Here is a 14,024-nt window from a genome sequence, read left to right as displayed (position 1 = left end):
GGGAAAAACTGATAGTTTTATCGACGTAAGAAGCAGAAAAATTAGATAAATTAACAGGATGTACTCTCAGAAAATTTGAAGAGAGATAGGCTTTTAGTGGCTTGGGAACAAGCTTTATCAATCTCTTCATAATCAATATTGGCAGAGGATTAAAGATTAGTTATTGTGACTAACTCTTTTGATTAGAGAAAGATAAACTTGAGAATTTTCAGTCAAATTTATTGACTCAAAATCCGCTGTACTTAATTTAAATGAATCAACCCTAGGGGCAAGGGGGGGGAGAGTCCGGCCTCTGGATTCTTAATGGAGACATTGAGAATCTAAGCTGTCTCGTTGAGCAAGGAATTTCCGATAGTGATAGGTCAAGAATCCCCCGTCACAGCGTAGCTTGACGGTGGGAGTATGTCAATTAATAGTGACGTGGAGTATAAACCCACTGCTTGGTTTTACCCTGCTCAATAAGGCGAGTTTTACTCGATCCAATCAAAATTATGGTTCGCATATCCGCATCTTTAATAGTCATATCCTCTAGGAATTTCACCGTCACTGTTTCCCCTTTTCGCCCTAAATTACGCGCTAATACCACGGGAGTTTGCGGCGATCGCCATTGTAATAAAATCTCTTTTGCCTTCTCCAATTGCCAAGTGCGCTCTTGAGACACAGGATTATAAAATGCGATCGCTAAATCTGCTCGGGCTGCTAACTCAATGCGCTGAGAAATCACCTGCCAAGATTTGAGAATATCTGATAGGGAAATCGCACAAAAATCATGGCCTAAAGGCGCGCCAACCCTCGCCGCCGCCGCCTGCATCGCCGAAATCCCCGGACAGACCTGAATTGCGATCGCATCCCATGCTGGTTTTGCTTTTTTTTCTAATACCTCAAACACGGCCGCGGCCATGGCATAAATTCCGGGATCTCCGGAAGAAACTAAGACAACCGATCGCCCCTTGGCCGCTAAATCTAGGGCTATTTCCGCTCGATCGAGTTCCACCCGATTATCCGATTCATGGCGGACAATTTCTGGTTTTCGCAGGGATTCTACCAAATCCAAATAGGTTTTATAACCCACCCAATCCGTGGCTTTTTCCAATACTTCTCGAACTTCCGGCGACATCCAATTTAGCGCACCCGGTCCAGTTCCAACTATGGCTAATTTACCTTGACTTTCCTGGGCCAAATCTCCCGGTAGTAAACCAGATTTTTCCTTAATTTGCTGGCTTTCCTCATACAGATAAACTAAACAGGCAGTGCTAGGTTTTGCTAAGTTTAAGTTATTTTTATCGATAATCTCAATGCTCAGTTTTGCTACTGATGAAATCGGTAAATTACTATTTTTTAACCAGTCCGCTTCACCGATTAATTTTACTTTTTCACCCGCCAATAAATCGGACAGAAACTTCTTAGCATCATCGGGATTAACTAACTGATAACCCGGTGGTGGCGATAATAAGGTAGTTTTAAATCTAATATCACCAGTGGTGGTAATTGCGGGGGAAATTTGCAAAACCGAGGCAATTTGACGAGCGAGATCGTTAACCCCTTGTAAACCCCCCAACAAAGGCACTACGGCGCTGCCATCTTCTGCGATTGCTAATACAGGTGGTTCTTGCCATTTATTAGTTAATAAAGGTGCTAAAGTGCGAATTAAAATACCCGCCGCACAAATGCCAATAATTGGCGTTCCCGTCTGGAAAAATTCTCGCACGGTTTCGCCAAAATTATTATAGGTAAAATCAGCCGACTGGGTACGCTTTATTAACCCATAAACCACTGCTTCCGGTAGGGCCATTTGCACTTGACGAGCCACGGGAATACTGGTTTCTCCTAAAATGAGAATAGCTGGAGGTTTCATTTGGCTTCCCCCGACTGCGTTGCGGTTAACTTTTGGATAAATTCTTGATGTTCTGCCGAGTTAATTCCAGCTTTTAAGATGTCTAACACCCGTGACATATTGCCGTTGAGCATGGCTGAAATATCTAACCACAAACCAGGAAATACTAGAGAACAAATCACTCCTTCTTGGTTGGGTAACAAAGAAATATAATCGCCATTTTCTAAATTAAACCAATCAATTTTTTGGTCAAATACTTGCCAAACAAGGTATTCTTGAATGCCACTGCGTCGATAAGCGCGTTTTTTATCCCCTAAATCTATGGCGGCACTACTAGCGGCAATTTCTACCACTAATTCCGGCGCTCCTTCTAGGTATCCCTCTACAGTTAGGGTTGATTTTCCCCCGCTTTCTTGACTAATTAATAACACCCCATCCGGCTGTAGTTCGTTGTCGATATCCAAGCGAACTGTTGGCTCAATACCCATTTGTACTTGGGGTGTAGCAGCTTGATAAACTCCCAACCAAGTGATTAAACGTCCGTGGGGTTCAGCATGAAATTTAAACCTTAATGGGGATGCCAGATATACAACTCCTTCGATCAGTTCGGCTTTTTTTAATCCTGGCATAGCTTGATAACGGCGCTCGAATTCGGGACGAATTAAGCGATCCCCATTTTCTAACGGGGGTAAATGTTGAGTGGTTACAATCTGAGAAGTTAAGGATTTAACCGGAGAAGAAGTCATGGTGGCAGTCTTTGGGAACAAAACAGCATTGATTTTATTATAGATTGTTTCATCGGACTTCTTAAGGGATTTAATTTTTAACTGAAATTTTCCCGGAAGTCTTGAGCTTTTAGCGATGGAATGAATGGCGACCAACAGATAGACAATTACTCAAAACTATAACATTTATCTTAGTGGTGAGGTACAAAGTTTTCCTTTTGGGAAGTCGGTAGTCGATACCAAATTAGGTTACACTTCATCTAGTTATGAGAAACGCTGTCATAACTGATATAGCGCACCTAAATGAAAGGTAAACGTCCTCTTCTAGAGCCTACCCATTCACGAATAACCGATAACTGATAATGTTGGTTCCCCTTACCCGTCAATCGATCGAGCAAATTGTCCCAATTATCGCCACAGGTCCCCAGTACGCTCACTATTGGGGTAAATGGTCTGATTTTCTGCGCCGTTTATTTATTTCTATCATTGCTCTCACCGCAGCTTGGTTAATCGGTAATTTATTCGGACCAGGTGGTTTAACAATTAAACTGATATTCGACATTATCGCCGGTTTATATTGGCTCTGGGGTCCGGTTTACTGGGCCAGTGTTCGCAATAATACCTATCGTCGTCTTCCCTACGGGGGATTTTGGCGCGGTCGCGTTTTCGATGCTTTTGTCACCGAGGAATTAATCGGGGAAGAAGAAAGGGTCAATAAACGCGGGGAATTAGAGATTATCGAAAATCGCCAACGCTGTATTAATCTAGAAATCGGTGATCAAACTGGCTTTTCGGCGATCGTTCGCGCTCCCCTCAAACGCATCCATAAATCGATCCGTCCCGGGATGGTGGCCGAAGCTTTGTTAATGTCTCGAGACCCCGATTTAGGGGATATCAATCAGCTTTCTGATGTCCATCTTCCCCAACTCGACCAGTGGATAGGGGAATATCCTGTGCTGCGACGGGATATTTTTCAGCAAGTTAGTCGCGAATTGGGAGGGGGAAAAGAACCCCGGCCAAAACCTTCTCGTTATTCTAATAATGTCATCCGAAGACGCAAAACCCGTTAATGGTTCGGCAATCTTTGAAACGATGCCGGTTTCTCAGTCATCAATGAATCATAATTTACAGATTTTAGTCCATTTAATCCTTGTTTTCGCTGTTTTTGAACCATCAAAAATTAATTATGCAAGAGGTTTAATATAATGTTAATTGAGCTTATAAGGAGATAAATCGATGACGGCATCCTATGAGCAAGACTTTGGACTTTGGGCCGAACAAATGGCCGATTTATTAGCCTCCGGTCGGTTTTCCGAGTTAGATATTGAGAATTTAGTCGAAGAGGTGCGGGATTTGTCGAAACGGGAGTGCGATCGCTTACTCGCTAGTCTCAGATTAATTTTGCATCATTTATTAAAGTGGGACTATCAACCTCAACGGCGATCCAAGGGTTGGTTGGGAACTATTCAGCGAGAAAGAGCTAATATTAGGCTTTATTTGGACGATAGCCCCAGTTTAAAGCGATATTTAACCGATGAAAGCCTATTTAAACTCTATGCTGTTGCTTGTTGCGATGCCTTTAGAGAGACGGGATTAGAGTTTCCCCCCATTTGTCCCTACGGTATTGAGGATATTTTAAATCGTTCTCTTCATTTGTCGGAACGATAGACGAAAAACGATTAAAGTTGGTAAGCTTAGATAGTATCCACAGAATCTTAAGTTTATCGCCATGGTTGACTGGTTAATTGTCTGGGGGGTTACTCAAGCCGCAGGTTCGCTTGTTCTTTCAGTAATGCAAGAGTTGGCAAAAGAGGGTGCAAAAGATTACGGAAAGGAATTTTTTAAAAACAGTCTAGGTAAAGTGTCACACTTACTTGAAAAAGATGTTCAAAAAAAAGCTTATGGAAAAGCAATGAAGGAGTTTTTAGCACTCTTTCAGCAACAGTTAGAAATGGCCGATCTGGAGGATGATCAAATTAAAAACTTTGAAAAACCCCTCAATACTTTTATTAAAGATGAACAAGTTGAACCTATTTTAGGGGATGCTTTTGATATTGATTGTCAAGTTCTTGATACTTTGACGTTAGCTCAATCTTGGCAAAGACTCAATTTACCCCCGTTACCTGCTGAATTTAACTGGGAAAAACTAGGTAAATTTTATTTGAGAAAAACTCAGGAAATTATTGAAAATTCTGAAAAGCTAAGAGCCGTTTTTTTAGTTAAGTTACAGAATAAAGATAGCCAAAATATTCAAGAAATAGCAGGAGTTAAAACAGATTATAATTTAGATAACTATGCGGAAGGCTTAAAAAAGGAATATGGCCATCTTAAATTAGAATGTTTAGACACAACGACTTATGAGCAAATCAAACTCTGGCGAATGTTTGTGCCGCAAAATGTGAGACGATGTAAACAGTTTATTCCTCAACTTTATGAATTACCTAAAGAAGTGCTGCAGGAACTTGTAGATAGGGGAGAAATTACTCAAGCGGAGTTAGAACAAATACAAGCAGAACTAGAACGAAAACGGCGAGAATATCTGAATGAAAAATTAGATCCTGTTTTGAATATCGTCAATTCTTCTGAATACCCAAGAACTGTAATTTTAGGTGATCCAGGTGCGGGAAAATCGAGTTTATTGCAGTATTTAGCTTTAAATTGGGCTGAAAAAGAACTCAGTCATCGTGTTTTGCTTCCCCTTCCTCTTTTGATAGAATTGCGTATTTATGCCAGAGATAAGGATGAAAAAAAATGTCAGAATATTCTAGAATTTTTCCATCAAGGTAATCTGATTTGTCATCTCAATCAACTTGCTTTAGATGATAAGCTTAAAAAGGGTCAAGTTGTTGTGCTTTTTGATGGCTTAGATGAAGTTTTTAATCCTCAATTAAGACAAGAAATTGTCACGGATATCAAACGTTGTAGTATTGAATATCCTCAAGTGCCAATTATAGTCACTTCTCGCTCGTTAGGATATAAAGCAGAAGAATTAAATCATGCTGGTTTTGACCATTTTATGATCCAAGATTTAGATAAAGATCAGATTGAAGATTTTATCAAACGTTGGCATGATTTAGCTTTTGAAAATCGAGATGATAAAACCCAAAAACAAGAACGTTTACAAAAGGCAATTAAGGAGTCAAAAGCGATTCGGCAATTAGCAGGAAATCCTTTATTATTAACGATGATGGCTATTCTAAATCGAACTCAAGAATTACCAAGAGATCGCTCAAAACTTTATGAAAAAGCGTCAGAGGTGTTATTACATCAATGGGATTTTGAAACCAAGAAAGGATTAATTGATCCTGAACTGAAAAAATATCTTTACAATATTGATCTAAGAGATAAAAGGGACATTCTGCGTTTAGTCGCAAGTGCCATGCAAGCAGGAGAAAAAGGGTTAGCAGCTAATTTAATCTATAAGGAAGAATTAGAAAATGTTTTGACTCAATATCTTGAAAAAACAGAAATTAACAAACGAGTGGCTAGTGATCTGACTGATTTAATTATCAAACAACTGCGCTATCGTAATTTTATTCTTTGTTCTTTAGGTGGCAATGCTTTTGCTTTTGTTCATCGAACTTTTTTAGAATACTTTTGTGCTTGCGAGTTTTATGAAAGATTTAAAAACCGAGGATTCCCAGACGGAATTACTCTTGAGGAATTGAAAACCAAAGTATTTGGAGAACATTATTCAGATCCTGTTTGGAAAGAAGTTTTATGTTTATTGATGGGGATGCTAAGTGCAGAATTTCCCAAAGAAGTTGCTGAAGAATTAATTAACTATCTCCTTGATATGGAGGAAACATATAAAAAAATTTCTCATCTTTTTTTGGCAGCAGATTGTTATGGAGAATTGCGAAACCAGTCTATTTATGTTGAACTAAGTCAGCGATTGTTAGATAGTCTTCAATCCTTAACGTCTTATAGGTATGCTGGTAATTATTTTAAGGAAATAATAATTGCTAAAATCGGAAATATCTGGCAAGATGATCGGACAGGATGGAGTGTTCTTCAAGCCATAGCAGTTGAGCAAAATTACCGGAATTGCGAAAGAAAAGCTGTTAATCAATTATCTAGAATTGCTAAAATTCATTCTGAGGCGTTAGTTTATCTACAGGAAGTTGCTAGACAAGGTGAATCAGCGGCAGGTATAGCAGGTCAAGCTTTAGCCAATTATTGGCGAGATAATCCGCAAACTTTACCCATTATTCAACAACTAGCTAATAAGGGTGAATCAGAAGCAATTGAAGCTTTAGTAATTCATTGGCGAGATCACCATCAAACTTTACCCATTATTCAACAACAAGCGAATAAAAGTCAATGGAAAGCAATTGAAGTTTTAGCCAATTATTGGCGAGATAATCCGCAAACTTTACCCATTATTCAACAACTAGCTAATAAGGGTGAATCAGAAGCAATTGAAGCTTTAGCAAACCATTGGCGAGATGATCCTGAAACTTTACCCATTATTCAACAACAAGCTCATAAGGGTAAATCAGAAGCAATTAAAGCTTTAGTAACCCATTGGCGAGATAATCCTCAAACCTTACCGATTATTCAACAACAAGCTAATAAGGGTGAATATAGAGCAATTAGAGTTTTAGCAATTCATTGGCGAGATGATCCTGAAACTTTACCCATTATTCAACAACAAGCTAATAAGGGTGAATCAGAAGCAATTGTAGCTTTAGTAAACCATTGGCGAGATAATCCTCAAACTTTACCCATTATTCAACAACTAGCTAATAAAACTGAAGGGGAAATTATTGGATTTTTGACGGCATTAGGTAGAATAACAAATGACTCGGAAATAGGAGCAATTATCGAAACCATATTAGCTAGAACGGATGTAGATGCTAAAATCAAAGAAGGTTTTCAAGAATTTCTTTACTATAGTAATTTCAGAGATTGGAGAAATCCTGATTAAGATAGCTAATCTGCTAATTTTGTAGGGTGCGTGTTTGCGGCTACTAACTCTGATTAAAAACCAAAATTAACAATCTGCACCCGACGCAGCAAATTTATTATTAAATTGGTGCATTATGCTTTCGCACTTCACACCCTAAGAGTGGTACGAAGTTGAAGGGTGATCGTTCTTGTCGGTGGGGTGGAGTGCGATCTCTGTCATCGAATAAGATATAATTGGGAAAGTCCAAATAATTAAAGCATTATGAGTTACCAAAACATTATTACCATTGAACCTGGAAAACGCAGCGGAAAACCCTGCATTCGAGGAATGCGTATAACTGTGTACGATATTCTAGAATATTTAGCAGCAGGAATGACAGAAGCAGAAATTCTTGAGGATTTTTCAGAATTAACTTCCGAGGATATCAAAGCTTGTTTGGCTTTTGCTGCTGATCGAGAGAAAAAATTATTTATCACCTCTTTATGAAACTGTTATTAGATGAAAATTTGTTAGATCGGATTATTGATAAAATAATTGATTTATATTCTGATTCTCAGCACGTCAAGACTTTAGGACTGATCAATACTGATGATGCACTTATCTGGGAATTTGCCAAATTCAACGATTTTGTAATTGTCTCTAAAGATGCCGATTTTCATCAGCGCAGTCTATTATATGGTCATCCACCAAAATTTATCTATCTTCGTATTGGTAATAGTCCCACTGCAAAGATTATCGAAATTTTAAGAGGTTATTTTTTAATTATTGTTGAATTTTTTGATAGTGAAACAGAAAGTCTGTTGATATTAGGTTGAGTGCGATCGCTGATCTGGTAGGGTGTGTGTTTGCGGCTACCAATTCTGTTAAAAAACCAAAATCAATAATCCGCTCCCCACGCAGCAAATTTATTATTAAATTGGTGTGTTACGCTATCGCTAACACACCCTACTGGATTGTTTCAGTTAATTTGGTGTATTAGAAAAATGCTATAAATTCTATAATTTAAGACTTTAAGCCGAAATCTATTGCCCTATTTTAGCTGAAACAGTCCACTGCGTTTAATTTTCCAACCTATGCTTTTTAATGCTTTTAAAACTTGTTTGGCTTTCGTTGCTGACCATTGACTCATAGAGCAACAAATGATAAATTTAGGTGATTTTCTGGAAGTTCTCCCTGTTCAAGTTGATCGGCTAAGACACGCAAAGCAAGTGCTTGAACTTTAGCAATAGCTTCCTGTTGACTATTGCCATAGACTAAAACTCCCGGAAGTTCGACGATTTCAGCAATATATCGTCCATCTTCTTCTTGTTCTATGTCAATCTTATAATTCATTTGAGAATTACCTATGGGATGACCTGCTGTCTTGATTATATTAGATTTTATAGCCGCTCTTGTCGGTTGGATTGACCTAAAAAAACCCAACACACAATTAGATAGGGTTTGCCGAAAAAGCTTTTCGTGGGGTTAGGAGTCGGGCCGGATGAAAAAATTTTCACCCCCACAGATGAAAGAGGTTTCTTTCCCCACTTCCCCAATTCCCCACTTCCCCAATCCCCCACTTCCCCACTTCCCCACTTCCCCACTTCCCCACTTCCCCACTTCCCCACTTCCCCACTTCCCCAATCCCCCACTTCCCCAATCCCCCACTTCCCCACTTCCCCAATCCCCCACTTCCCTATACCTTTTAAACAGGATTTAGTATTAGCCTGTATCAGCATTTCTGATTCTATAGTTAAGTTTGGCTAATAACAGCTTATTTTTAGTTCTTTGTCAAGCCCCTATTATAATTTTTAATCTCTGACCTTTAACCCGATTTGACATTTATCTTAAAAATCTGGTTTTTTGTAGCGAAGAAAACAGTTTTATTAACCATTATCTGCATCGATAGAGAGAAATCGAGGAGGGCTGATAATCCTTGAAAGCCTTGTCAATACTAGCATTATTCCCCCTCGAAATTTCACTAATTCCCTAAGTTTTCCTAACCTTGATCCCCTCTAGGACACAAAAAATTAAAAACCCTTTATCTTAACTTGGTTTTTAGCGCCAGTCAACCCTTTATTTAAATTTTTGATTCTCTTGCCCGATAACGATATAAATTCTCGTAATGACCAACCAATTTTCCGTGATACGGTTGAACAGAAAGCAACCAAGTTAGCTCTGCAAGCACAAAGGAATGTTAGCAAGTTCCTTCAGCTTTGCATTGGGAACTTGCTAACGCACAATAAGAAAGTCTATGAATAAACAACTGATCAACAAACTACAAGCTGTAACTGCCCTTACCGTAGTGGGGACTACAGCCTCGATAATTTGTTCCCAGACAGCAGGACACAGCAACAGCCTGACGGACATTAGCGTAGATCGTCAAACTGTTATCGAGTCCACTTCTCAAACCATTCTGTCCGCTTTTTCTAATAGTCGAACAACTGATTCAGATATTAAAGTATCACGTTCGGTTCAAGATAATGCTAACGAAATTCTAAAAACTTTGGAGTCCCTAGTGGACAAAGAAAATACCGTCCCTGCAAGCGTTACACCCCGAACCCAAGAGGCCATTCCTTCGACGGGACAACCCCAATCACAACCCAATCAAGTCAAGCCGGCCCCGGCTAATGCCCCAGCCAGCAATCCTGCCTCAGTGACACCAGCAGAGAAGCCGAAAACAAGCCCAGCGGTAAAAACCAGCAGTCGCCCCCGTAAAAAGGGAATGGCCTCTTGGTATGGTCCTGGTTTCCACGGTCGTCGCACCGCTAGTGGTGAGACTTTTAACTCTAGTAGTTTAACCGCCGCCCATCGCTATCTACCTTTCGGCACCAAGGTTAGGGTAACTAATCTGCGTAACGGGCGCTCGGTGGTGGTGCGAATTAACGATCGCGGTCCGTTTAGCGGTGGTCGCGTCATCGATCTCTCCAGAGGTGCGGCAGCGATTATCGGTGTTTTCCAATCGGGAGTTGCCCCGGTTGTCTTGGAAGTTTTAGGCAGATAATCAGTTATCAGTTATCAGTAAACAGTTATCAGTAAACAGTAAGCAGTGAAAAGACAGCACTGTTAATGCTACTCAATACCCCTCACTCAATAATGCGTCTTGGAAAATTCAGTACAAATGATCGGGATTCCTCCTTATCCCTGACTTGAAAGAGGGTGTAGGGTGTGGGGTGTGGGGTGTAGGGAAGGAAACCTCTTTCATCTGTGGGGGTGAAAATTTTTTCATCGGGACTGACTAAAAACTCACATCTGATCAGTGATCACTGGTAACTGATAACTGGTAACTGGTAACTGATAACTGGTAACTGGTAACTGATAACTGATCACTGATCACTGCTATAGTGATCCTATTGGGATTTGACTGGGTTTATGTTAGAAATTAGCGATTTATCGGTTAATTATGGCGGAATAAAGGCATTACAGCAGGTTAGCTTAAGGGTAGAAAAAGGGGAAATTGTCACCCTGATTGGAGCGAACGGAGCAGGAAAAACGACGACTCTAAAGACGATATCTCGGATTTTAACGGCAAAGACGGGGCGAATAATTTATCAAGGTCAAGATATTACCCATTTACCACCCCATGAAATCGTTAAACGGGGAATTGCCCATAGTCCGGAAGGGAGAAGAATCTTAGCGCGTCAAACAGTCTTGACAAATTTGCAGTTAGGTGCTTATACGAGAAGCGATCGCCTAGGAGTAAAAAGCGATATCGAAGAGCAGTTGCAACTGTTTCCCCGACTATCGGAGCGCCGAGAGCAGTTAGCGGGAACCCTAAGCGGTGGGGAACAGCAGATGCTGGCGATTGCCAGAGCTTTAATGAGTCGTCCCAAGTTATTGTTACTAGACGAACCCAGTTTAGGACTAGCGCCGCAGATAGTGCGAGAAATCTTCAGTATTATCCGTCAATTAAACGAATCGGGAGTAACTATCCTGTTAGTGGAACAAAACGCCAATTTAGCCCTAGAAACTGCCAATCGCGGCTATGTTTTGGCAGCGGGACGCTTGACTATCGCAGGAGAAGCCGGGGATTTACTCAGGGATGAGCGGGTCAAACAAGCTTATTTGGGTTAATCGATGATGATGCGCTAATTATAGATAAAAGCCTATGGTAAAGGTAGGCCAAAAAATATTCACAAAATTTTACAAAGTCGCATAAAATGAACACATAACGAAATAGGTATTTTTTCTTACTGCCATGCTAACGGCTAACTTCCCCTGGCTCACTGCCATCATTTTGCTCCCCTTGCTTGCCTCCTTCCTGATCCCTGTAATCCCCGACAAGGAAGGAAAAACTGTTCGTTGGTTCGCTCTTGGAGTCGGACTAGCAGACTTTGTTTTAATGTGCTACGTCTTTTTACAAAAATATGATTTAAGCAACCCCAACCTACAATTAGTGGAAAAAATCGATTGGGTTCCCCAAATCGGTTTAAGCTGGGCGGTGTCGGTGGATGGTATCTCGGCACCGTTAGTTTTATTAGCAGGATTGGTGACAACCCTTTCTATCTTGGCCGCGTGGCAAGTGGACCGCAAACCCCGTTTATTCTACTTCCTGATGCTGTTGCTCTACGCCGCTCAGATTGGTGTTTTCGTCGCCCAAGACTTATTATTATTCTTTTTAATGTGGGAAATCGAGTTAATTCCCGTTTATCTACTCGTTTCCATCTGGGGTGGTCAAAAACGTCGTTATGCCGCCACTAAATTCTTACTCTACACCGCCGCCGCTTCTATCTTCATCCTCGTTGCCGGTCTAGCCATGGCCCTTTACGGTGGTGGTGCAATGACCTTTGATATGGCGGAATTAGGATTTAAAGATTATCCCCTCGCTTTAGAATTAGTCCTTTACGCTGGTTTATTAATCGCTTTCGGGGTCAAACTCGCCATCTTCCCCCTCCATACTTGGCTCCCCGATGCTCACGGTGAAGCTTCTGCACCTGTATCGATGATTCTCGCTGGTGTTCTCCTCAAAATGGGTGGTTACGGTTTAATCCGTCTTAATATGGGGCTTCTACCCGATGCACACATCTACTTTGCCCCGATTCTAGCGATTCTCGGTGTCGTTAATATTATCTACGGTGCTTTCGCTTCCTTCGGTCAACAAAACATGAAACGCCGTCTCGCTTATTCCTCGGTTTCACACATGGGATTCGTCCTTTTAGGGATTGCTTCCTTCACCGATGTGGGTATTAGCGGTGCTATGTTACAAATGCTCTCCCACGGTTTAATTGCCGCCGTCTTATTCTTCCTTGCCGGTGTCACCTACGACCGCACCCATACCTTAGCTTTAAACGAGATGGGTGGGATTGCCCAAGCGATGCCGAAAGTCTTCGCTCTCTTTACTGCCGGCGCCATGGCTTCCCTAGCGTTACCCGGAATGAGCGGTTTTGCCAGTGAAATTACTGTATTCATCGGTGTCACTAGCAGTGACGTTTATAGCCAAACCTTCCGGGTTGTGACTGTCTTCCTCGCTTCCGTTGGTTTAATCCTCACCCCGATTTATCTACTCTCCATGCTCCGTCAAGTTTTCTACGGAGATGGTTCTTCCTGCGATATTACTAACATTCTCCCCAACAAAAGTAACGAACAGGCAGTTTGTTTTGGTACTAGCTGTGTCCTCCCTCATGAATCAGAATATAGTGACGCTAAACCCAGAGAAATCTTTATCGCTGTCTCTTTCCTCGCTTTGATTGTCGCTATCGGTTTCTATCCCCAACTGGCTACCCGTATCTACGATGTGAAAACGGTGGCAGTTAACTCGGAAGTGCGTCAAGCTTACACAGAAATCGCCGCTACTCGTCAAAATATCTACGCTGAAACTCAACCGGACGTAAGCGCCAAGGTTGCCAGTATATTCCAATAAATTGGCAAGTCTAAAGTGAATAGGTTATCGGGAGTGGAAATTCTGCTCCTGATTTTTTTTGGCGAGGAGATAATTAATTAGGGTTGGCTGAATAAATGTGAAATATAGACGAGGTAAGGGTTTTAGGGGTCTATTTCGCAAAACAAGTGCAAGATTTTCAGAGAATCGTGGTCTTGTAGGGGCGAAGCATTCGGGCATAACCTATCGCTGAAACCGTAGATTTCCTATCCGAATGCTTCGCCCCTACTTTTTCAGCAAACCCTACATAAACAAACTATAATCTACATGAAAGAAATGTCCTAATAATTTCGCCTGTTCTTGGCTAATTGACCCTTTTCCTGCAATTAAACTAGAAGCAATTTTGTCAGAGCCAAGGATTATGGCTATGTCTTTCTTGTTAACGCTTTGTTGCTCCATCAAAAACAATAACATAGAATTAGGTGTGGTTGATTCTTGTAGATAAAAGCTTCTTTCAAAATTCTCAATTAAAAAAATTAGAAGCTCATAAAGTTCATCTTCTTCGGGAGTTCGATGCTGACGGTGCATCAATTCTTCGACAATAACCAGAGCTTTTTCATTTTCTGCTTCTGTTCTGATAACTTTAGGTAAATGGCGAGCTAGTAATTCTTTGTATTTTTCTGGATTAAAAGTAAGGGTCATTTTTCCATTGCTCCTTATCGTATTCAGCGTGAGTTAAAACATACTTGATATAAA

General features: G+C 40.8%; 12 protein-coding genes and 1 pseudogene. 9 read left to right on the top strand and 4 right to left on the bottom strand.

Going from position 1 to position 14,024, the window contains the following annotated elements; translation table 11 throughout:
- Positions 1-278: 278 nt before the first annotated feature.
- Positions 279-392: pseudogene (locus EWV68_RS00290) on the top strand (zinc ribbon domain-containing protein); the annotation flags it as partial.
- A 17-nt stretch (positions 393-409) separates the two neighbouring features.
- Here EWV68_RS00290 and cobJ read toward each other — a convergent pair.
- The gene (gene cobJ, locus EWV68_RS00285) at positions 410-1,855 is read right to left on the bottom strand and encodes a precorrin-3B C(17)-methyltransferase (protein WP_287168430.1); all 1,446 of its coding nucleotides are present in this window, start codon (positions 1,853-1,855) and stop codon (positions 410-412) included.
- On the bottom strand, positions 1,852-2,580 hold the full coding sequence (locus EWV68_RS00280) for a Uma2 family endonuclease (RefSeq protein ID WP_287168429.1): 729 nt from the start codon (positions 2,578-2,580) through the stop codon (positions 1,852-1,854). The genes cobJ and EWV68_RS00280 overlap by 4 nt, the downstream gene beginning before the upstream one ends.
- A 341-nt stretch (positions 2,581-2,921) precedes the next feature.
- On the opposite strand from EWV68_RS00280, the gene EWV68_RS00275 reads away from it, so the two are divergent.
- The 5 genes from EWV68_RS00275 to EWV68_RS00255 all read left to right on the top strand — a co-directional run bounded on the left by EWV68_RS00275 (position 2,922) and on the right by EWV68_RS00255 (position 8,286).
- On the top strand, positions 2,922-3,629 hold the full coding sequence (locus EWV68_RS00275; protein ID WP_002740014.1) for a DUF8619 family protein: 708 nt from the start codon (positions 2,922-2,924) through the stop codon (positions 3,627-3,629).
- A 166-nt stretch (positions 3,630-3,795) separates the two neighbouring features.
- Positions 3,796-4,227 carry a DUF29 domain-containing protein gene (locus tag EWV68_RS00270; RefSeq protein ID WP_125730652.1) on the top strand — a complete coding sequence of 144 codons (432 nt, stop codon included), beginning with the start codon at positions 3,796-3,798 and terminating at the stop codon, positions 4,225-4,227.
- A gap of 61 nt (positions 4,228-4,288) precedes the next feature.
- On the top strand, positions 4,289-7,489 hold the full coding sequence (locus tag EWV68_RS00265; RefSeq protein ID WP_287168428.1) for an NACHT domain-containing protein: 3,201 nt from the start codon (positions 4,289-4,291) through the stop codon (positions 7,487-7,489).
- Between the two features lie 243 nt (positions 7,490-7,732).
- A complete protein-coding gene (locus tag EWV68_RS00260; RefSeq protein ID WP_002745983.1) occupies positions 7,733-7,957 on the top strand; it encodes a DUF433 domain-containing protein in 225 nt (74 codons plus the stop codon).
- Positions 7,954-8,286, top strand: coding sequence for a DUF5615 family PIN-like protein (locus EWV68_RS00255; RefSeq protein WP_287168427.1), 333 nt, complete (start codon positions 7,954-7,956; stop codon positions 8,284-8,286). The genes EWV68_RS00260 and EWV68_RS00255 overlap by 4 nt, the downstream gene beginning before the upstream one ends.
- Before the next feature lie 310 nt (positions 8,287-8,596).
- Here EWV68_RS00255 and EWV68_RS00250 read toward each other — a convergent pair whose 3' ends face one another.
- Positions 8,597-8,803: a type II toxin-antitoxin system HicB family antitoxin gene (locus tag EWV68_RS00250; protein WP_004159326.1), complete on the bottom strand. Its 207-nt coding sequence runs from the start codon at positions 8,801-8,803 to the stop codon at positions 8,597-8,599.
- A 901-nt stretch (positions 8,804-9,704) separates the two neighbouring features.
- Here EWV68_RS00250 and EWV68_RS00245 point away from each other — a divergent pair.
- The 3 genes from EWV68_RS00245 (at position 9,705) to EWV68_RS00235 (ending at position 13,310) form a co-directional block, all read left to right on the top strand.
- On the top strand, positions 9,705-10,454 hold the full coding sequence (locus tag EWV68_RS00245; protein ID WP_147069182.1) for a septal ring lytic transglycosylase RlpA family protein: 750 nt from the start codon (positions 9,705-9,707) through the stop codon (positions 10,452-10,454).
- Between the two features lie 368 nt (positions 10,455-10,822).
- A complete protein-coding gene (locus EWV68_RS00240) occupies positions 10,823-11,524 on the top strand; it encodes an ABC transporter ATP-binding protein (RefSeq protein ID WP_041804206.1) in 702 nt (233 codons plus the stop codon).
- A gap of 124 nt (positions 11,525-11,648) precedes the next feature.
- Positions 11,649-13,310, top strand: coding sequence for an NAD(P)H-quinone oxidoreductase subunit 4 (locus tag EWV68_RS00235; protein ID WP_004159322.1), 1,662 nt, complete (start codon positions 11,649-11,651; stop codon positions 13,308-13,310).
- Positions 13,311-13,571: 261 nt separating this feature from the next.
- Here EWV68_RS00235 and EWV68_RS00230 read toward each other — a convergent pair whose 3' ends face one another.
- A complete protein-coding gene (locus tag EWV68_RS00230; protein WP_002788855.1) occupies positions 13,572-13,970 on the bottom strand; it encodes a helix-turn-helix domain-containing protein in 399 nt (132 codons plus the stop codon).
- Positions 13,971-14,024: the final 54 nt, after the last annotated feature.

Origin of the sequence: Microcystis sp. M_QC_C_20170808_M9Col (assembly GCF_007095495.1) — a bacterium.
In the GTDB taxonomy this organism is placed as follows: Bacteria; Cyanobacteriota; Cyanobacteriia; order Cyanobacteriales; family Microcystaceae; genus Microcystis; species Microcystis aeruginosa.
The sequence above is the reverse complement of the archived record's forward strand: the minus strand, read 5'-3'. Positions and strand labels throughout refer to the sequence as shown.